This window comes from Roseovarius sp., from assembly GCF_027019125.1.
Taxonomy (GTDB): domain Bacteria; phylum Pseudomonadota; class Alphaproteobacteria; order Rhodobacterales; family Rhodobacteraceae; genus Roseovarius.
Map to the genome: position 1 here is coordinate 215,353 of NZ_JALUXE010000027.1, position 19,912 is coordinate 235,264.

At 64.8% G+C, this 19,912-nt stretch carries 17 protein-coding genes, 1 tRNA gene and 1 pseudogene; 14 read left to right on the forward strand and 5 right to left on the reverse strand.

The genetic code is table 11. From position 1 onward, the window contains the following. Nucleotides 1-3: 3 nt before the first annotated feature. Genes MVC20_RS09255 through modC form a run of 6 tightly spaced genes read left to right on the forward strand, consistent with a single transcriptional unit; the run spans nucleotide 4 to nucleotide 5,717 of the window. Entirely contained in the window at nucleotides 4-1,458 is a 1,455-nt protein-coding gene (locus MVC20_RS09255; RefSeq protein WP_297540624.1) for a GspE/PulE family protein, read from the forward strand. Then, nucleotides 1,455-2,666, forward strand: a complete 1,212-nt coding sequence (locus MVC20_RS09260) for a type II secretion system F family protein (protein ID WP_297540626.1) — start codon at nucleotides 1,455-1,457, stop codon at nucleotides 2,664-2,666. Before MVC20_RS09255 ends, MVC20_RS09260 begins: the two co-directional genes overlap by 4 nt. 56 nt (nucleotides 2,667-2,722) lie before the next feature. Further along, the gene (locus tag MVC20_RS09265; RefSeq protein WP_297540628.1) at nucleotides 2,723-3,091 is read left to right on the forward strand and encodes a winged helix-turn-helix domain-containing protein; all 369 of its coding nucleotides are present in this window, start codon (nucleotides 2,723-2,725) and stop codon (nucleotides 3,089-3,091) included. Nucleotides 3,092-3,120: 29 nt separating this feature from the next. Then, complete coding sequence (gene modA, locus MVC20_RS09270; protein WP_297540630.1) at nucleotides 3,121-3,933, forward strand: molybdate ABC transporter substrate-binding protein; 813 nt, start codon at nucleotides 3,121-3,123, stop codon at nucleotides 3,931-3,933. Between the two features lie 3 nt (nucleotides 3,934-3,936). Continuing rightward, nucleotides 3,937-4,635: a molybdate ABC transporter permease subunit gene (gene modB, locus MVC20_RS09275; RefSeq protein ID WP_297540632.1), complete on the forward strand. Its 699-nt coding sequence runs from the start codon at nucleotides 3,937-3,939 to the stop codon at nucleotides 4,633-4,635. Beyond that, nucleotides 4,635-5,717, forward strand: coding sequence for a molybdenum ABC transporter ATP-binding protein (gene modC, locus MVC20_RS09280; RefSeq protein ID WP_297540634.1), 1,083 nt, complete (start codon nucleotides 4,635-4,637; stop codon nucleotides 5,715-5,717). The genes modB and modC overlap by 1 nt, the downstream gene beginning before the upstream one ends. Before the next feature lie 6 nt (nucleotides 5,718-5,723). Here modC and MVC20_RS09285 read toward each other — a convergent pair whose 3' ends face one another. Beyond that, the gene (locus tag MVC20_RS09285; protein WP_297540636.1) at nucleotides 5,724-6,410 is read right to left on the reverse strand and encodes a GntR family transcriptional regulator; all 687 of its coding nucleotides are present in this window, start codon (nucleotides 6,408-6,410) and stop codon (nucleotides 5,724-5,726) included. Nucleotides 6,411-6,536: 126 nt separating this feature from the next. Between MVC20_RS09285 and MVC20_RS09290 the strand changes: the two genes are divergently transcribed. The 8 genes and pseudogenes from MVC20_RS09290 (at nucleotide 6,537) to MVC20_RS09325 (ending at nucleotide 13,935) form a co-directional block, all read left to right on the forward strand. Then, nucleotides 6,537-7,235, forward strand: coding sequence for an aspartate/glutamate racemase family protein (locus tag MVC20_RS09290; protein ID WP_297540638.1), 699 nt, complete (start codon nucleotides 6,537-6,539; stop codon nucleotides 7,233-7,235). A gap of 21 nt (nucleotides 7,236-7,256) precedes the next feature. Next, nucleotides 7,257-8,633 carry an NCS1 family transporter gene (locus MVC20_RS09295; RefSeq protein WP_297540640.1) on the forward strand — a complete coding sequence of 459 codons (1,377 nt, stop codon included), beginning with the start codon at nucleotides 7,257-7,259 and terminating at the stop codon, nucleotides 8,631-8,633. Between the two features lie 84 nt (nucleotides 8,634-8,717). Further along, a pseudogene (gene puuE, locus MVC20_RS09300) lies at nucleotides 8,718-9,806 on the forward strand (allantoinase PuuE); the annotation flags it as partial. A 62-nt stretch (nucleotides 9,807-9,868) separates the two neighbouring features. Further along, the gene (locus tag MVC20_RS09305) at nucleotides 9,869-10,363 is read left to right on the forward strand and encodes an ureidoglycolate lyase (protein WP_297540642.1); all 495 of its coding nucleotides are present in this window, start codon (nucleotides 9,869-9,871) and stop codon (nucleotides 10,361-10,363) included. Then, nucleotides 10,360-11,178, forward strand: a complete 819-nt coding sequence (locus MVC20_RS09310; protein ID WP_297540644.1) for a bifunctional allantoicase/(S)-ureidoglycine aminohydrolase — start codon at nucleotides 10,360-10,362, stop codon at nucleotides 11,176-11,178. The genes MVC20_RS09305 and MVC20_RS09310 overlap by 4 nt, the downstream gene beginning before the upstream one ends. Nucleotides 11,179-11,269: 91 nt before the next feature. Then, on the forward strand, nucleotides 11,270-12,712 hold the full coding sequence (locus MVC20_RS09315) for an NCS1 family nucleobase:cation symporter-1 (protein WP_297540646.1): 1,443 nt from the start codon (nucleotides 11,270-11,272) through the stop codon (nucleotides 12,710-12,712). A gap of 96 nt (nucleotides 12,713-12,808) precedes the next feature. Then, nucleotides 12,809-12,884, forward strand: a tRNA-Val gene (locus MVC20_RS09320). Between the two features lie 502 nt (nucleotides 12,885-13,386). Next, on the forward strand, nucleotides 13,387-13,935 hold the full coding sequence (locus tag MVC20_RS09325) for a fasciclin domain-containing protein (protein ID WP_297541433.1): 549 nt from the start codon (nucleotides 13,387-13,389) through the stop codon (nucleotides 13,933-13,935). Between the two features lie 130 nt (nucleotides 13,936-14,065). Here the strand turns inward: MVC20_RS09325 and MVC20_RS09330 are convergent, their stop codons facing one another. The 4 genes from MVC20_RS09330 to MVC20_RS09345 are packed head-to-tail and all read right to left on the reverse strand — an operon-like array spanning nucleotide 14,066 to nucleotide 19,910. Beyond that, the gene (locus MVC20_RS09330; RefSeq protein WP_297540648.1) at nucleotides 14,066-15,112 is read right to left on the reverse strand and encodes a beta-eliminating lyase-related protein; all 1,047 of its coding nucleotides are present in this window, start codon (nucleotides 15,110-15,112) and stop codon (nucleotides 14,066-14,068) included. Continuing rightward, the gene (locus tag MVC20_RS09335) at nucleotides 15,112-15,582 is read right to left on the reverse strand and encodes a YcgN family cysteine cluster protein (RefSeq protein WP_297540650.1); all 471 of its coding nucleotides are present in this window, start codon (nucleotides 15,580-15,582) and stop codon (nucleotides 15,112-15,114) included. Before MVC20_RS09335 ends, MVC20_RS09330 begins: the two co-directional genes overlap by 1 nt. After that, nucleotides 15,579-16,517 carry a bifunctional riboflavin kinase/FAD synthetase gene (locus MVC20_RS09340; protein ID WP_297540652.1) on the reverse strand — a complete coding sequence of 313 codons (939 nt, stop codon included), beginning with the start codon at nucleotides 16,515-16,517 and terminating at the stop codon, nucleotides 15,579-15,581. Before MVC20_RS09340 ends, MVC20_RS09335 begins: the two co-directional genes overlap by 4 nt. A gap of 42 nt (nucleotides 16,518-16,559) precedes the next feature. Further along, the gene (locus MVC20_RS09345; RefSeq protein ID WP_297540654.1) at nucleotides 16,560-19,910 is read right to left on the reverse strand and encodes an efflux RND transporter permease subunit; all 3,351 of its coding nucleotides are present in this window, start codon (nucleotides 19,908-19,910) and stop codon (nucleotides 16,560-16,562) included. Nucleotides 19,911-19,912: the final 2 nt, after the last annotated feature.

Here is a 19,912-nt window from a genome sequence, read left to right on the forward strand (position 1 = left end):
ACCATGAGCGCGCCGCTTCTGCCCTTTACGCTCGCGCGCGATCAACAGGTTCTGATCGAAGGGGCGCGGCTTTTGATCGGTCCCGGTGCCACGGCCCTCGGTCTGCGCGAGGCGCGCAGGCGGGCCGGCCAGCCGCTTGAAACAGAGCAGCTTTCGTCCGAGGCGTTCCAGGCGCGACTTGCCGTGCTCTATCAGGACGGCACCAGCGCCGAGACCGGCACAGACGATCTGGCCTTTGATCTCGAAGAGGGGGCAGGCGGCGGTCGTGGCCCGCGCGACTTGCTTGAAGACGGCGAAGAAGCGCCGGTGATCCAGTTGGTCAATCAGCTCTTGCGCCGCGCCGTGCGCGCCGGGGCCTCTGACCTGCATGTCGAGCCGCATGAGAATGGCCTGCGCGCGCGTATGCGCGTGGATGGCATGCTGCAATCGGTCCTCGACCGTCAGGACCTACCGGTGCGCCGCGTGGTGTCGCGGCTCAAGGTGATGGCGGGCCTCGATATTTCCGAAACCCGGCTGCCGCAGGATGGGCATATCTCGCTGCGCTTGGGCGGGCGCGCCATCGACGTGCGTGTCTCGACCCTGCCCGGAAACTATGGCGAACGGGTGGTGATGCGGGTGCTTGACCGCTCTGCCGGTCTTATGCCGCTGGATCAACTTGGCCTGCGCGCCGATCAGATCGAGGTGCTGGAGCGTATGGCGGCGCGGCCCAATGGCATCATCCTCGCCACCGGCCCCACCGGCTCGGGCAAGACGACGACGCTCTATTCGCTCCTGCAACTCGCCAATGACGAGATTCGCAATATCCTCACTGCCGAGGACCCGATCGAATACGATCTGCCCGGCATCAGCCAGAGCCAGATCAACGCCGAAATCGGCATGACCTTTGCCGCTGGCCTGCGCGCGGCGCTGCGTCAGGACCCCGACATCATCCTCGTGGGCGAAATACGCGATCAGGAAACCGCCAGTGTCGCGGCTCAGGCCTCGCTGACCGGGCACCTGGTGTTTTCCTCGCTCCACGCCAACGGCTCTGTCGGCGCGGTGGTGCGCCTGCGCGATCTGGGGCTGGATGACTTTCTCATCGCCGCCACCCTGCGGGGCGTCATCGCCCAACGCCTCTTGCGTCAGCTCTGCACCACCTGCCGCCGCGCCGCGCCCCCCACCGCCGATGAGGCCGCGCATTTCCGCGCCGCTGGCATGGCGATCCCCGATACGATCCATCACCCTGTCGGCTGTTCCTCCTGCAATGGCACCGGCTATGCGGGCCGCGTTGGCGTGTTCGAAATCCTCGAAGTGTCCGAAGCCCTGCGCGCCGCCATCGACAAGGGCCAGTCGGAAATGGAGATGAAGCGCGTGGCGCTCGCCCCCGATCAGACCCTCTTTGGTCAATCGTTGCATCAGGTGGCGGCGGGCAAAACCAGCCTTGCCGAGGCGCTGCGCGTGGTGGGCGACGCGCTGTGAGGGCCTTTGCCTACACCGCCTTCAATGCCGAAGGTCAGCGCAAACGCGGCACCCTCGTGGCCGAGAGCGAGGCACAGGCCGCCGACATCCTGCGCGGTCAGGGCCTCTTTGCCGAGGACATTACCGCCAAGCGTCAGGGGGGCGGTCTTACGCTCGCGCGCAGCCGCCGCACCCGCCTCAACGCCGATATGCGCGCGGTTTTCACCCGGCAAATGGCGGTGCTCCTGTCTTCGGACCTGTCTGCCGAAATGGCGCTCGAGACCATCCGTTCCTCCGGCACCTCGCCGGTGATCGAGGCCGCCGCAGCCGAGGCCAAGGCGGCGCTCATGGATGGCCAGCCGCTTTCGGTCTCGCTCGACAAGGCCAACGCGGGCTTTCCCCGCTTTTACATCGCGGCGGTGCGCGCGGGCGAAACCTCGGGCGATGTGGCCGCGGTGTTCGAGGGACTGGCCGAGTATCTAGAAACCGTCGGTGCCGACCGCGCGCAACTGGCCACCGCCCTGATCTACCCGGCCTTCGTGGCTGCCGTGTCGCTCCTGGTCTGCGGTATCCTGATGGTCAACGTGGCCCCCGAGATTGCCGCGATGTTCGCGGTCTCTGGCCGCGAATTGCCCCCGCTCACCCAAGTCGTCATGGCGATCAGCGACTGGATTCAGGCGCATTGGATCGCCCTCGCCATCGGCATTGTCGCCAGCATCATCGGCCTTGTCCTTGCCCTGCGCGTGCCGTCCGTGCGCGACCGCTGGCATGGCATTGCCCTCTCGCTGCCGGTCATCGGCCGGCTTCTGCGGCTCTCTGCGGCGGCGCAGTATTTGCGCACGCTGGCGCTGGTGATTTCCAGCCGCCAGACCGTCGTCGATGCCGTGACCTCTGCCAGCGACGTTCTGGTGATCCGCCGCTTCCGCGCCGAAGCGCTCGATCTCGCCGAGGCGGTGCGCTCGGGCGAGAGCCTCAGTCAGGGGCTCACCCGCATGAGCCTCATTCCCCCCGTCTGCCGCCAACTCATTGACGCCGGAGAGAAATCCGCACGCCTTGGCCGCATGACCGAACGCGCGGCGGTGCTGGTCGAAACCTGGCTCACCAACGAGCGCAAGCGTGTTTCGGCCCTGATCGACCCGCTTCTCATGATGATCGTGGGGGCGCTCGTGCTGGTGATCGTGCTGGCGATCCTGTTGCCGATCTTCGATCTTCAGGCCTCTGTCGGCTGATGTGACCGTGGCCGATATGTCTTGCGCGACCGAACGCGCCTTGGCATAACCCGGCAATGACCCATCCCATCGCCCCCAGCCTCCGGATTCGCATCGTCTTTGGCGAAGACGCGATGCTGGGTCCCGGCAAGGCGGACCTCCTGGAACGTATCCGTGATACCGGCTCCATCGCTGCCGCCGGGCGCAGCATGTCCATGAGCTACAAACGCGCGTGGATGTTGGTGGAATCGATGAACGCCGCCTTTCGCGAACCTTTGGTGGAATCCAGCCGGGGCGGGGCCAAGGGGGGCGGGGCCTACCTGACCGATACCGGCATCGAGGTGCTGGCCCATTACCGTAAACTCGAAGACATCATGGCCGAGGCAGGGGCGGCGCGGATCAGCGCCCTGCAATCGCTGCTCAGGGATATTCCCGGCGGAAAATAACGCTTGCCTCTGATCCCCCCTCTTGCGATATGTTTTCTGAACCATATCAGAATCCGGAATTTGGCGTGTCCCATTCGCATCCTCTGCACATCGCCACCGCTTGCGCCCTTGGTCTTGCCGTTCTGATACCCGGCGCGGCACACGCCGAAACCATCACCGTTTTCGCCGCCGCCAGCCTCACCACCGCATTGGCCGAGATCGAGACAGGCTTTGAGGCGGCCAGCGGCCATGACCTCGTGATTGCCCTCGCGGGCTCCTCCGCACTCGCCCGCCAGATTCAGCAGGGCGCGCCTGCCGATGTTTTCCTCTCTGCCAGCCCCGACTGGATGGACGTTCTCCAAGCGGATGGTCTGATCGAACCGGACGCGCGCTTTGACCTCTTGGGCAATCGCCTTGTTCTGGTGGCCCATGGCGATGCCGCGCCCGTGGAAATCGGCCCCGATCTCGATCTGATGGCACGTCTGGGCGACGGGCGGCTGGCCATGGCGCTGGTCGAGAGCGTGCCCGCAGGCGTCTATGGCAAGGCCGCGCTGCAATCCCTCGGGCTATGGGAGGCGGTCGCGCCACAGGTCGCGCAGGCCGACAATGTGCGCGCGGCCCTCGCCTTTGTCGCCACCGGCGAGGCACCGCTTGGCATCGTCTACGCCACCGATGCAACCGCCGACGCGCGCGTGACCATCGTCGGCACCTTCCCCGAGAACAGCCACCCTCCCATCGTTTATCCCGTCGCTGACCTTGCCAACCGCGACACGGCCGCCGAGGCAGAGTTTCTCGCCTATCTGCGCGGACCACAGGCACGCGCCGCCTTCGAACGGCAGGGCTTTGCCGTGCTGGCCCACTAGCGCATGACGGACTGGCTCAGCCCTGCGGAATGGGATGCGGTGCGGCTGTCCTTGCGGGTGGCCCTCTGGGCGACGCTCATCAATCTGCCGGTTGGCATCGCTCTGGCCTATGCGCTTGCACGCGGGCGCTTTCCGGGCCGGGGGCTCTTGAACGTGGCGGTGCATCTGCCGCTCATCATGCCGCCGGTGGTCACGGGATACCTGCTCTTGCTGGGCTTTGGCGCGCGCGGTCCCATCGGCGGCTTTTTCGAGAGCAGCCTTGGCCTCAGCTTTGCCTTCCGATGGACCGGCGCGGCACTGGCCGCCGGGGTCATGGCGCTGCCCTTCATGGTGCGCGCCGTGCGCCTGTCGATCGAGGCGGTCGATCCAAGGCTGGAACAGGCGGCGGCCACGCTGGGCGCCTCACGCCTCTGGGTGTTCCTGACCGTGACCTTTCCCTTGATCATTCCGGGCATTCTCGCGGGCACCGTTCTGACCTTTGCCAAGGGCATGGGCGAATTCGGCGCGACCATCACCTTTGTCTCGAATATTCCGGGCCAGACCCAGACGATCCCGCTGGCGATCGACCTGCTGCTGGAAACGCCGGGGGGCGAAGGGCGCGCGGCCCGGCTGGCGGCGCTGTCGATTGCGCTGGCGGCATCGGCGCTGGCCCTTTCCGAATGGCTCTCGCGGCGGGTTGCGGCCCGTGTCGGGGGGCAATGATGCTCGATGTCTCCCTGCGGCACAGGCTCGGGGCCTTCACGCTCGATGTGCAGTTTCGTGCGCCGTCCGGTGTTACCGTGCTCTTTGGCCGCTCCGGCTCGGGCAAGACCAGCATCGTCAACGCCGTTGCGGGGCTTCTGATACCCGACGAGGGGCGGATCGTCTCGGACGAGCGGGTGTTGCTCGATACCGCCGCAGGGGTCCGCGTCAAACCGCATCGCAGGCGTTTGGGCTATATCTTTCAGGAGGGCCGGCTTTTCCCGCATCTCACCGTGCGCCAGAATCTCGGCTATGGCGCGTGGTTCGCCCCCAAGGGGGCCGCACGCGCCGATCTGGCGCAGGTCGTCGATCTCTTGGGCCTTGGCGCGCTGCTGGAGCGTCGGCCCGCTGCCCTCTCAGGCGGTGAAAAACAGCGCGTTGCCATCGGTCGCGCGCTCCTTGCCGCGCCGCAACTGATCCTGGCCGATGAACCGCTGGCCGCGCTCGACGAGGCGCGCAAGGCCGAGATCCTGCCCTATTTCGAGCGTTTGCGCGATTCGGTCAGCGTGCCGATCCTCTACGTCAGCCATTCCGCCTCCGAGGTGGCGCGTCTGGCGACCACGGTCGTGGCGATCGAGGCTGGCCGCGTCATGGCACAGGGGCCAGCCGCCGAGGTGCTGGGCAATCCCGCCGTTCTGCCCACCGGCGCGCGCGAGGCGGGCGCCGTGCTCCTTGCGCGGGTCGTGGCCCATCACGCCGATGGGCTGTCAGAGCTGTCGGCGGGTGGCATCCCCCTCTTGTTGCCGCGCGTCGCGGCCCATCCCGGCGCCAGCCTGCGCATCCGCGTCGCCGCCCATGACGTGATCCTGGCGCGCACCCGTCCCGAAGGTCTCTCGGCGCTCAATATCCTGTCCGGCATCATCCACGAAATACGCCCCGGTGGCGGGCCCGGTGCCATCGTGGCAATTGATACCGCCGCTGGCCGGGTGCTGTCCCGTGTCACGCGCCGTTCGGCTGCGGCCTTGGGCCTTGCCGTGGGTCAAGAGGTGCATGCCGTGGTCAAGGCCGTCGCCGTCGCCACAACCGATATCGGCGCGGCCTGACTGCCGTCACCCGGTGGTGCGATCCGGGGACAGGATCATCGAGAGCGGCCCGACGCGCGGCGCCTCTTCCCCGAATGCGATCTCACCCTCGATATGGCGCAGGTGGTGATCCACCATCTCTTGCGCGCGCGTCTCATCCCGGTCTGCGATGCTCTGCACAATCCGCGCGTGCTCGTCATCCGAGCACAGGCTGGCCGCATTCGACCCATAGAGGCCGATGATCAGCGAGGTGCGCATGGTCAGTTCCGCCAGATAATGCTCCAGCACCGAATTGCGCCCGATCTTCGCCAGCAGCATGTGAAACGCGCGTGAGGCGCGAATCGCCTTGGGGCGGTCATTCTGGCTTCGGATCGAATCCTCGGTCGCCAGATGCGTGCGCAGACTGGCAATATCGGCCTCATCGGCGCGGCGCACCACGTTGCGGATGATCGTGGCCTCGATGGCGCGACGGGCCTGAAACACATCGCGCGCCTCGTCCTCGGAGGGGGTGGATACAAACGCCCCCCGGTTGGGGATCAGATCGACCACCTGATAGGCCGCCAGCGTCGCAAGCGCGCGGCGTACATGCGCGCGATTGCAGGAGAAAAGATCGCTCAGCGCCTGTTCGCCCAGCTTGGTCCCCGCCCGCAAACGCTGATCCGAGATGGCATCCAGCACATGCTCGACCAGCACGGTTTCCGGGGTGTCAGACATAGGGCGCTCCATTCCATTGCTGCGGGAAAACTTACATTTTCAGGCTACAAAATCGACCGGAAAAATTGTCTGTTTAAATTGTTAACAATTTATGTTACTAAAGTGTCAATTCAAGTGGAGGAGCCCATGAAAATCTTTGTCATCAACCCCAACTCGACCACGAGCATGACCGACAAGATCGCGGCGTCGGCGCGGGCGGTGACCGCCGCCGGTGTCGTGATCGAGGCGCGCTCGGGTGTGGGGGCCCCCGCCAGCATCGAGGGCCATTACGACGAGGTCATGGCGGCCCCGCGCCTGCTCGATCAGGTCCGCGAGGCCGAGGCGCAAAAGGCCGACGCCATCGTCGTGGCCTGTTTCGACGACCCCGCCATCGGCGCCTGCCGCGAGATCGCCAGCGGGCCGGTGATCGGTATCTGCGAGGCGGCGGTCAAGGCGGCCAGCATGGTCGCCACCTCTTTCAGCGTGGTCACGACCCTGCCGCGCTCGGTTCCGATCATCGAGGAATTGGTCCGCCGCTACGGGCTTGACCACCAGTGCCGCCGCGTGCGCGCCGCCGCGATCCCGGTGCTGGCGCTGGAAGAACCTGGATCGAACGCCCGCCAGCTGGTGCGTGCCGAAATCCTCAAGGCGATCGAGGAGGATCGTTGCGAGGCCGTGGTTCTGGGCTGTGCCGGCATGGCCGACCTTGCCGCTTGGCTGACAGAAGAAACCGGAATCCCCGTCATCGACGGCGTGACCGTCGCCACGAAATTCGCCGAAGCCCTCGTGGGTGCGGGCATCAAGACCAGCAAGATCGGTGCCTACGCGCCACCAAACCCGAAATAATGCATCTCAGGGAGGAGAGTCATGACAATTTCAGATACAAACCGGGGTGTTTTGCCGCATGACGGGCATATGCCCGAGGTGATCGAACACAAGGGTCTGGGCGAGGAATCGCTGGCCCCCCAGAAAACGCGGATCATGGACCCGTGGTCCTATCTCTTCGCCTGGCTTGGCGGCTGCGTCTCCATCGGGACCTTTACCATCGGCTCGGGCCTCGTGGGCACGCTGAACCTGCTGCAGGTGTTTCTGGCCATCGCCATCGGCTGCACCGTCATCGGCGTTGCGCTGATGATCAACGGGGCGGCGGGGCATAAATACGGCATCCCGATGATGGTGCAATTGCGCTCGGCCTTCGGCTTTTCCGGCGCGCGTATCCCGGCGCTGGTGCGCTCTGTCCCCGCCCTCGTCTGGTTCGGTTTCCAAAGCTGGATCGGTGCCGGCGCGCTCAACCTGGTGAGCGAGACGCTGTTTGGCTATTCCAATATCGTGGTCTTTTTCGTGGGCTTCCAGGCGCTGCAGATCCTGCTCTCGGTGCTGGGCTTTCACGGCATCAAGTGGCTTGAGAATATCGGCTCGGTGTTCATCATCGGCGCGCTGATCTACATGTTCACCTCTGTCATCGGCAAATACGGCGACGAAATCAGCACCAATCTGATCAATGTCGAGGGCACCTGGGGTGCGCCGTTCTGGGGGGCGACCATGCTCTTTCTGGGCATCTATGCCACGATGATGCTGAATGTCTCGGACTATAGCCGCGAATTGCGGCAGGATGTCGGGCGGGTGCGTCAGGTGGTGATCTATGCCAATTCGATCCTGCCCGCGACGCTCTTCATGGGCCTGATCGGCCTCATGGTGTCGAGCGCGACCGGAGAAGTTGACCCGATCCGCGTCTTCTCGAATGCGGTGGATAACAAGCTCCTGCTCGTCGTCACCCTGCTCTTCATTGCCTTTGCGCAGGTCACGACCAATATTCTCAACAATGTCGTGCCGCCCGCCTATGCGCTGATGGATGTGTTCAAGCTCAGCTACAAGAGTTCTGCGGTTCTCGTCGGTCTTCTGGCCTTTGCCACCTTCCCCTGGGAACTGGTCAAGAACGAATCCGCCGCCGGCCTCAACCTCTTCATCCAGACCTATAGCGCCTTCTTGGGTCCGATCTTTGCGATCCTCGTGGTGGATTACTACCTGCTGCGCCGCCAGACGCTCGACCTCGACAAACTCTATGACGAGAGCGGCGATTACGCGGGCTACAATCCGGCGGCCATCATCGCCATGGCGGTGGGTGTGGTTGCGGCGCTGACCTTTTCGGCGGTGTCGTGGTATGCCAGCTTGATCCCGGCGGGTGTCACCTATTACGTGCTGATGCGGCACCTGCCCGCCGCACAGCGGTTTCTTGACCGCTGACCCGCAGTCAGACCGGGGCAGGGGGCGCCAACCGCCCCCTGTCCGCACTTTTTCTTACAAACCAGGATCCCCGGAGGTGATGACATGATCCGCTATCCCCGAGATTTGCGCGGCTACGGCCCCCAGATGCCAGACCCACAATGGCCCGGCGGCGCAAGGATCGCGGTGCAGTTCGTGCTCAACTACGAGGAAGGCGGCGAAAACTGCCTGCTGCATGGCGATGCCGCGTCAGAGGCGTTCCTGTCGGATATTCCGGGGGCTACGCCTTGGCCCGGTCAGCGCCACTGGAACATGGAATCGATCTATGACTACGGCGCGCGCGCCGGGTTCTGGCGTCTGCATCGCCTCTTTACCGGCATGGGCATCCCGCTCACCATCTATGGCGTGGCGTCCGCCCTTGCCCGCAGCCCCGAACAGGTGGCCGCCATGCAGGCCGCAGACTGGGAAATCGCCAGCCATGGCCTCAAATGGATCGAGCACAAGGACATGCCCGAGGCCGAAGAACGCGCCGCCATCGCCGAGGCGGTGCGCCTGCATACCGAGGTCACGGGCACCCGTCCGCGCGGCTGGTATACCGGCCGCTGCAGCGTCAATACCGTCCGCCTCGTCGCCGAAGAGGGCGGGTTTGATTACATCTCGGATTGCTACGACGACGACCTGCCGCACTGGCAGGAGTTCGGCGCGCGCGACCAGCTGATGATCCCCTATACGCTCGAATGCAACGACATGCGCTTTGCCGCCTCGCCCGGTTGGGTGACGGGCAGGGATTTCGAAACCTATCTGACCGATACCTTTGACACGCTTTATGCCGAGGGGCAGGAGGGCGCGCCCAAGATGATGACCGTGGGGCTGCATTGCCGCCTCATTGGCCGCCCCGGCAAGATCGCGGGCCTGCGCCGTTTCCTCGAGCATGTTCAGAGCCATGCAAACGTATGGTGCCCGCGCCGGATCGACATTGCAGAACACTGGGCGAAAACCCATCCGCACGGCCGCCGCGAGCGGCCCAGCCAGATGACCCAGGCGCGCTTTTCCGAGGTGTTCGGCCCGCTGCTCCCCGCCCCGTGGATTGCGGACCGCGCATGGCAGATGGAGCTTGGCCCGGCCCATGACAGCGCATCGGGGTTGCTCAACGCCTTCTCGCGCGTGCTGCGACAGGCCAGCCCGGCAGAGCGCGGCCCGCTGACGCCTGCGCAGCTTGAGGCCGAAACCCTCCCGCGCTTGCAGGCGCTCTTGCCATGACCGCGCCCCTTATCGCCCGGGCCCTGACCGCTGCCGCCTTTGCCCCCTATGGCGATGTGCTGGAGGCGGCGGGCGCTCCCGACCGGATGATCAACGCAGGCCTCTGCGGGCGCTTCCATGATCGCGCCCGGCTCGAATTTCTGGATGGCCGCGCCGGGATCAGCCTTTTCGATGCCGAGGCGCGGCACCTGCCCTACACGCTCGACCTGATGGAGCGGCATCCCTTGGGCTCGCAGGCGTTCATCCCGCTCGACGGGGTGCCGATGCTGCTCTGCGTCGCCGAGGATGACAATGGCCGCCCCGCCACCCCGCGCGCCTATCTCAGCCAGCCGGGGCAGGGGGTCAATCTGCTGCGCAATGTCTGGCACGGCGTTCTGGCCCCCATCGGGCGCGCCGGGCGCTACGCCGTGATCGACCGGATCGGCCCCGGCGACAATCTCGAAGAGTTTTACTTTGACCAGCCTCTGACCGTGGAAGGACCGCAGCCGTGACCAAGCGCAGCTATTACACCCCCGAAGGCGGCCTGCCGCCGCAAACCCAGCTTCTGACCGGCCGCGCCGCCTTTACCGAGGCCTATGCCGTCATCCCGCGCGGCACCATGAGCGACATCGTAACGAGCTATCTGCCCTTCTGGGACAAGGCGCGGTTCTGGGTTCTGGCGCGACCGCTCTCGGGCTTTGCCGAAACCTTCTCGCAATATATCGCCGAGGTGCAGCCGGGCGGCGGTTCTGACCGCCCCGAGACCGAAGAGGGCGTCGAGGCGGCGCTCTTTGTCGTTGAGGGCGCGCTGCGCCTCACCTTGGACGGGCAGGCGCATGACATGACCGAGGGCGGCTTTGCCTATATTCCACCGGGCACCGCCTGGACGCTGCGCAATACCGCCGACACACCCGTCAAATTCCACTGGATACGCAAGGCCTATCAGGCCGTCGCCGGTCTCGACCATCCGCCGGTCATGGTCGTCAATGAAAACGACATCGCGCCCATCCCCATGCCCGACACCGACGGCGGCTGGGCCACGACCCGCTTCATGGACCCTGCGGACATGCGCCACGACATGCATGTCACCGTCGTCACCTTTCAGCCCGGCGCGGTGATCCCCTTTGCCGAAACCCATGTGATGGAACACGGGCTTTACGTGCTCGAGGGCAAGGCAGTCTACCGCCTCAATCAGGACTGGGTCGAGGTCGAGGCCGGCGATTTCATGTGGCTGCGCGCGTTCTGCCCACAGGCCTGTTACGCCGGCGGTCCGGGGCCGTTCCGCTATCTGCTCTACAAGGACGTGAACCGGCACATGGCTCTCTGAGGCGGGGGCGCTGCCCCCGGACCCCCGAGGTATTTCGGGCCAGATGAAGCAACAAGAAAAATCCAGAATTCGATCTGTCAGGGAGGAAAAAATGACTGCAATCGACCATGGGCATGTGCCCACAGGCAATACGATGGACCCCGAGGGCAATACCCTCAACCCGGTCGGGGCGGATGAAAAGACATGGGGATGGTTCGCCATCTTCAACGTCTGGGCCAATGACGTGCAGTCGCTCTTTGGCTATTCGCTCGTGGCCTCGCTTTTCATCTCTTACGGGGTCAGCGGCTGGACCGCCTTTGCCGCCCTCATCGCGGCGGGGCTCTTTACCATGTGGATGGTCAATCTCTCGGGGGCCGCGGGCGAGAAATACGGCATCCCCTACCCGGTGCTGGCGCGTGCGAGTCTCGGCACCAGCGGCGCGAAACTGCCCGCGATCCTGCGCGCCACGGTGGCGGTGTTCTGGTATGGCGTGCAGGTCTATTTCGCCTCGACCGCGGTGGCGCTCCTGATCCGCTCGATCACCGGGGCCAGCGGCGGCGCGGAAATCCTTGGCCTCACCGGCATCGACTGGCTGTCGTTCTTCATCGTCTGGGCCTTTCATATCGTGATCTTCTGGCGCGGTATGAACTGGGTCGAGACCTTTCTCAACATCGCCGGCCCCTTCGTCTATCTGGTGATGATCGGACTTGTCATCGTGCTCTGGCAACGCTCTGACGGGCAGCTTCTGTCTGCCGCAGGCACGATCTTTGCCAATCCGGATGCAACCTTTGCCAGTGAATTCAACGGGTTTGTCGCCATCGTCGGCACCATGGTGGCCTATTTCGCCGCCGTGATGATCAACTTCAGCGACTTTTCCCGCTATGCCAAGGACAGGCCCGCCATGCTCCTCGGCAACCTCACCGGATTGCCCTTCAACATGATCCTCTTCTCGGCTTTGGCGCTGCTGACCACGGCCGGGGCGGCGGTGGTCTTTGGCGAAGAGATCACCAACCCGAGCGAGATCGTCGAACGCACCGACTCGGTGCTCTTGGGCGTGATCGCCGCGATCACCTTCTTTGCCGCGACCGTCGGCATCAACCTTGTCGCCAATTTCATCCCGGCGGTGAACGGCATCGCCAATCTCGCCCCCGGCAAGATCAGCTTTCGTCAGGCGGGGCTGATCACCTCGGTCTTCGCGCTCGTCATCGGCGGGCTCTGGACCAGCTTCATCAGCGCATTCGGCATCGGCGGTTTCGTCAACACGCTCGGCGCCACGCTGGCCCCGATCTTTGGCATCATGATCGTGGATTACTATGTCCATCGCAAAGGCCAACTCGACCTTGACGATCTCTATGACATGCAGGGCGGGCGTTATCATTACCAGAACGGCTGGAACCGGACGGCGGTCACGGCCTTTGGCCTTGCGGCGGTGTTTTCCGTGGCAACGGTCTGGGTGCCGTGGTTCGGATTCCTCTCGGGCTACAACTGGGTGATTGGCGCGGTCCTGGGCGGCGGCCTCTACAGCATGCTGGCCAAAGGCGCCCCACGGATCTGAGCAAGGTCCCCGCGCGCGGCGATCAGGGCCTCGGCCCACCTGCCGCGCGCAAACCCTCTTGCGCGCCGCGCGCAGCTTGGCTATCAGGCAGCCCACGGGTGATTAGCTCAGTTGGTAGAGCGCTTCGTTTACACCGAAGATGTCGGGAGTTCGAGTCTCTCATCACCCACCATCAAAATTTTCAAAATTTCATCAGATGCTTGGCTCTTGCCTCTTCGCCATTCGCGCAGGGACTTACTGTTGTGTGGCAATGGTGTGTCTCCGTCCGCGCCCGCATTGCAGCTTTGGGTGTGGCGCGCAAACTGGGGTCAGGCCTCAGAGTCCTTGTGCGATCCTTCCGGGTCAAGGACGCCGCGATGTATCCAGACTGTTTCGTCTGCCCCCTTTGAACGGCCCGCCATCAGTCCGGGCCCAGCGGGACCAAGCAGATCCGCAGGGTCGAGCAAGGCAAAGATCGCACCTTCACGCCCGATCTGCGCGTTCTGTCACGGGTAGAATTCCAGCGGCTTGCCCAATGATCCTAGCTTTAACTCCCGCAAGTCTTGCCCGGTGAGGGATGGTTCGGACGCTCTGATGAAATAAACTTTGGGCGGTTTGAAACTTTTGCTTCCCGGCTGACGTGTCTCCTGCATCAGCGGCTCAGACGAGCCTTTGAAAACAAGGGAGAACAAAAAATGACCTTCAAAACCTTTCTGAGCACGGCCACCGCCATTGCCCTTGGCACCGCCGTTTATGCCGCCAATCCGACAGTCGGCGGCGCGCCGATGCTCGTAGAGCGCAACATCATCGAAAATGCTGTCAATTCGCCGGTTCACACAACGCTGGTTGCGGCGGTGAAAGCCGCCGATCTGGTCGAGACATTGCAGGGGCCGGGGCCATTTACCGTGTTCGCGCCGGTGAACGATGCGTTTGCGGCCCTGCCCGCGGGCACGGTCGAGACGCTGCTGATGCCCGAGAACAAGGCCATGCTGCAAAAGGTCCTGACGGCTCATGTGGTCGCCGGTGACTGGTCTGCCGCCGACATCATCGCCGCCGCTCGCGCCAGCAAAGATGGCTTTTACCACTTCAACGCCGTGTCGGGAGACGCCCTGTCGGCGCAGGTCAAAGGCAACAACGTCTACATCATTGATGAAAGCGGCAACGCGGCCCGTGTAACGGTGGCTGATGTAGACCAATCCAACGGCGTGATCCACGTGATCAACGCTGTCCTCGTGCCAAAGTAATCCCCCACACTGGCACGGGGTCTGCCCCTCCGCCGCACGGATGGCGGGGGGGCTTTACGCAGCTTGATGCGGATATGCTTCCTGAAAACCCATGTTCGCGCAAATCGGTTTCGGGTGCGCACAGGCCGTCTCAGCCTCGCGCAATCTCCAGAAACCGCGCAATCTGGTCCTCTGTCACAGACCAGTCGCACACGAACCGCGCCATCAGTGGCTCATCTCCTGCGCCGCTCTCCAATGGCCCCTCGTATAGCCCATAGACCGCCCCAGCCGCCTTGAGCCGCTGATGCGTGACGCGGGGCAGGCGGGCAAAGATCATGTTGACGGCGCGCTCGAACACCATCTCTGCCCCCGGCACGTCGCGCAATCCCGCCTCCAGCACCGCAGCCCTGGCATTGGACTCCTGCGCTGTGCGCAGCCACAGGTCGTCGCGCAAATAGCCCAGCATCTGCGCCGACAAATACCTATGCTTTGACACCAGATGCGCCGACCGCTTGCGCCGCAATTCGAATTCCCAGGCATTCTCGGGGTTGAAGAAGATCACCGCCTCGACGCCCAGACAGCCGTTCTTGGTGCCGCCCATGCTGACTGCGTCAATGCCCGCCTTCCACGTCATCTCGGCAGGCGTGCAGCCCAGGGCCGCCACCGCATTGGCAAAGCGCGCCCCGTCCATGTAGCAGGGCAGCCCGTGATCGCGCGCAATCTGGCAGAGTGCTGCTATTTCGGCGCAGGTGTAGATCCGCCCCCGTTCCGTCGCCTGCGTCAGGGCGAGCGGCCCGTGCTGCGGATTGTGCACATCCCCCGCCGGCCAGAGCGCAATCGCGCGGGCCAGATCCTCGGGCGTCATCTTGTCCGCTTCCCCCACAAGGCTCAGCTTGGCCCCGCCGGTGAAAAACTCGGGCGCGTTACACTCATCCACATGGATATGCGACAGCGGCGTGCAGAACACCGTCTGCCACGGCTCCGACAGGGTCGCCAGCGCCAGCGCATTGGCCGCCGTGCCCGTGGCCACCAGATAGACACTGGCCTGCGGCGCCTCGAACATCTCGCGCAGCCGGTCGCGGACCTCCTGCATCGGTGCCTCGGTGCCATAAGAGGGCATATGACCGATATTGACCTCGGCCATCGCCTGCATCACGGCAGGCAGCGCCGGGCCGGAATTGTCAGAGGCGAATTGCATCAGAGCGGCTCCTCGATGATGTGATCTTCCCAATCGTCCTCGGGCACTTCGAATTCCGGCACCGTGCGATGCCGCATCGACACGCCCGCCTCATGCACGCTGTTCGCATCGCCGGAAATCAGCGGGTGCCAGTCGAACAGCGGCTTGCCCTCGTAGAGCAGCTTGTAGGCGCAGGTTTCCGGCAGCCAATAGGCATGGCTCTCGATCGTATGGGGCTTGAGCGTGATGCACTCGGGCACGAACTGATGCCGGATCGGGTATTGCGCGCAGAGGCAGGTGGTATCGTCGAACAGGCGACAGGCCACGCGGGTAAAGGCGACCTCGCCGCTCTCTTCATCCTCCAGCTTGTTCATGCAGCATTTGCCGCAGCCATCACACAGCGCTTCCCATTCCGCGCGGGTCATGCGGTCAAGCCGCGTGGTTTCCCAGTAACGTGGGCGCAATCCGCTGCGATTTATGGCGTCACTCATAGCGCGGCCAGAATGGCGCGGGCGCGCAGGCAATCGGCATCCATCTGCGCGATGAACGCCTCCAGACTGTCGAATGTCGCCTCGGGGCGCAGATACTCGACCAGCCCGACCGACAGGTTGGCCCCATAGAGATCGCCCGTGAAATCAAACAGGAAGGTCTCGATATTGGCCTCTTCGCCCTGAAACATCGGCCGCACGCCGAGCGACGCGGCACCGTGATACTGCCCCTTGTGCGGCCCATCCAGCACATCGACCAGCACCGCGTAAATCCCGAACTTGGGCGGATGCAGCCCCTTGATCGACATATTGGCCGTGGGATAGCCCAGCGTGCGGCCGCGCTGTTCGCCGCCAATCACCGGCCCGTCGATCCGGTGCCAATGGCCCAGCATGGCGGCGGCGGCGCGTGGCTCGCCTGCACTCAGCGCGGCGCGGATCGCGGTGGATGATACCTGCCCGCTCTCGCCCTCCAGGAGCGTTGCGATGGTCACGTCAAACCCCATCTCGCGGCCAAAACCCTCCAGCATCGCGGCATTGCCCGCCCGTCCCTTGCCAAAACAGAAATCCGATCCCACCACCACATGCCGCAGACCCAGACCGTCGCGGATCACGTTCTCGGCAAAGGCGCGCGGGCTGAGCGCGGCCAGACCGGCGTTGAAGTTGATCTCATAGAGCCGCTCGACCCCCAGCTTTTCCAGCCGATGCGCCCGCGCCTCGCGGCCCATCAGGCGAAAAGGCGGCGCGTCGGGGGCGAAATATTCCCGCGGATGCGGCTCGAAGGTGAGAATCCCCAGCGGCGCGCCAATGCGCTGCCCCGCGCTGCGCGCCATCTCGATCACCGACCGATGGCCAATATGCACGCCATCGAAATTGCCGATGGCGGCGCTCGCGCCCCGGTCGGCGTCGGTGACATAGGTGTAATCGCGGATGATACGCATGGGCAGAGGGGTAGCGCCGCAGCGCCGTCTGCGCAAGAGCGATCAGGCGCTGCGCGGGCGGCGCAGGGCAGTCACAAGATAGACCAGCAAGAGACCCAAGGCGCTTCCCGTCAGAAAGAGCGCCAGCGCCGCCCCCATCGGCGGCAGCGGCACCATGCCCGCCAGCGGCCCCGGCAAATCCCCTGTCACCAGAACCCATCCCATCGTCGCTCCGAACCAGCCCAGCACCATCGCAAGGCCACCGCCCAAGACCCCCTGCAACCCGGCCCGACGCCCGCGCAGCCCCCGGCGCAGCGCGGTGACAGGCCGCCCGAGATCCCGCCCGATGGCCAAGAGGGCGGGCACCACCAAAAGCACCAGCACCATCCCGAACCCAAGCCCGTAAACCAGCGTGATCACCGTCGGCTTGAGGAATTGCGCTTGGGTTGAGCGTTCAAAGAGCAAGGGCGCCAGCCCCAGAACCGTCGTCAGCGTGGTCAAGAGCACGGCGCGCAACCGGTCGGCGGTGCCCTCGATAATGGCCGGGAACAATCCGCGCGATTGCGCATGTTCGTCAATCGACGTGACCAGCACGATGGAATCGTTGATGATGATGCCGGTCATGCCCAGCAATCCGACGACCGTGAACATCGACAGCGGCACATCCCATTGCGCATGGCCCCAGATCGTGCCCACCAGACCAAAGGGAATGATCGCCATCACCACCATGGGCCGGGTCCAGCTGGCGAAAACCAGCGACAACACGATGTAAATGCCCAACAGCGTGGCCATCAGGCCCAGCCGCGCATCGGCCATGAACGCGTCTTCCTGCTCATTCAACCCCGCCAGCCGATACTCGACCTGATAGCGTGCCGCGACATCGGGCAGGATTTCCGCCTCCAGCGCGCGGGAAATCTCGGCGGCGCGGGCCGGGTCATCCTCGGAAATATCGCCCGTCACCGTCACCAGCCGCAGGCCGTTTTCCCGCCGGACCGAGGCAAAGCCGGTGCGCGTCTCGACGCTGACCACATCGGCCAGCGGCACGTATTGCCCTGCGGGCGTGCGCAATTGCATCCTTTCCAGAAAATCGGCGGTCAGCTCCTCCTCGGGCAGTTCTACCCGCACTTCGGCAGAGCGCGGCCCGTCCGGGTAGGTTGCCGCCTCGATGCCGCTCACCCGGTTGCGCAGCGTGCGCCCCAGATCGTCGATGGTAAATCCGAGCGCCGCCCCCTGCGGCGTCAGGTCCAGGATCACCTCGGCCTTGTCATAGGCCAGACTGTCCTCCAGGCCTGAGACCTCGGGATACCGCCCGAGCGCGGTTTTCAGCGCCTCTGCCGCGGATTTGAGCTGTTCTGCCTCCGCGCCATAAAGCTGAATGTCGAGCGCATCGCCCCCCGGCCCCGCCCGCGACCCGCGAAAGCTCAGCGTTTCGGTCAAGGGATGCTGCACCACCCGCTCTTGCAGATCGGCGACAAAGGCAAAGCTGGAATAGGGCCGCAGATCGGCGTCGATCAATTCGATGGAAATCCCCCCCAAAAGATCGGCCTCGCGCGTGTCCGATCCCGACAGGCCGCGCCCTGCCGCGCCGCCTACCTGCGCCACCACATAGGCCAGCGGGTTTGCCCCGTGCTCGGCCTCGTACTCCGCACCCAACGCCTCGGCGGCCTCTTGCAAGGCGCGCATCTGCGCCAGCGTATCCGCGCGCGTGGCCCCCGGCAGCATGGCGAAATTGCCCGTCACGCTGCCTTGTTCCGGCGCGTTGAAGAACCGCCATGTCACATCGCCGCGCACGAAACTCGCCACTTGCGTGGCCAAGAGCATCACCGCCGCCGCCAGGACCGCATAGCGCCCCCGGATCACCCAGGCGATGAGCGGGCGAAAGGCACGGTCGCGAAATACCCGGAACCCTCGGTTCACCAACCGGCTCGGGATGTCGTACCAATGCTCTCGGACGGAATGGGCCAGAGCATGGGCCATATGGTTGGGCAGGATCAGGAAGCACTCGATCAGGCTCGCCACCAGCACGGCAATCACCGTGAAGGGAATGTCATAGATCAGATCGCCAAACCGCCCGCCAATGACCGCAAGACCAAAGAAGGCGATCAGCGTGGTCAGTGTCGCGGCAAAGACCGGCATCGCCATGCGCCCGGCGGCCCGCTCGGCCGCCACCATCGGCGGCTCGCGCAGGCGGCGATGCCGCGCATCGGCATGTTCGCCTACCACAATGGCATCATCCACCACGATCCCCAGCGTGATGATCAAGGCGAACAGCGAAATCATGTTGAGCGTGAGACCGGCGGCATACATGAATGCCATCGCTGCCAGCATCGCCACTGGAATCCCCGCCGCGACCCAAAACGCCGTGCGCGCGTTCAGGAACAAGAACAGCAGCCCCACCACCAGCGCCAGACCCGTCAACGCATTCTCGACCAGCATCTTGATCCGGCCCGAAATCGCCTCGGCCCGCGTGCGAATGAGGTCGATGCTCACGCCTTCGGGCAGGGTCTCGGCCATGCGGTCCGCCACCGCCTGCACCTCGGCCTGAATATCCAGCGCATCGCCCCGCGCAGAGCGGTCCACCCGCACACTCATTGCCGGGGTCTCGCCCACGTAATAGGCCAGCGCCCGCGTCGCCCCCTCGACCCGCACGCGCGCGACATCCCCGACCGTCAAGGCGCTGCCATCGGGCGCAATGCGCAGCGTGATCGCGGCAATATCGCGGGCGCTGCGCTTTTGCGTGCCGGTGCGCAGGCGGGTATTGGCCCCGGTCATGTCCCCCGCCGGATCGGCGGTGATCTCGGCGGCAATGGCGGCGGCAATCTCGGCCATGGTGATGTCATGGGCGATCAACGCCTGACCCGGCACCTCGATCACGGTTTCGGGCGCTGCCACGCCTTCGATGGTCGTCCGCGTCACCCCGGCATCAAAGAGCCGCGCCACCAGTTCATCCGCCAGCCGCGCCAGTTGCTCGGTGCCCACCGGCCCGGTGATCACCACATCCGTCACCTGATCGCGCCAGGCGCCGCGCCGCACAACAGGCTCTTCCGCGTCATCGGGCAGGGTGGTGATGATATCCAGCGCCGCCTGCACCTCGTCCGCCGCGCGGCCCATATCCCAGCCCGGCTCGAATTCGAGCGTCACCAGCGCGCTGTTCTCGCGGCTGAGCGAGGTCGCGGCCTCCACCCCCTCGACCGCCAGAAGGGCAGGTTCCAGCACCTGCACGATGCCGCCGTCCACATCCTCGGCGCTCGCCCCCTCCCAGGCGACCGACACGCTCACATTGTCGATCACCACATCGGGAAAGAATTGCGCCCGCATTCTCGGCAAGGCCATCAGCCCCAGCGCCACCATCAGCACCAACAGCAGATTGGCCGCCGTGCGGTGCCGCGTGAACCAGGAAATGACAGCCGCCATGC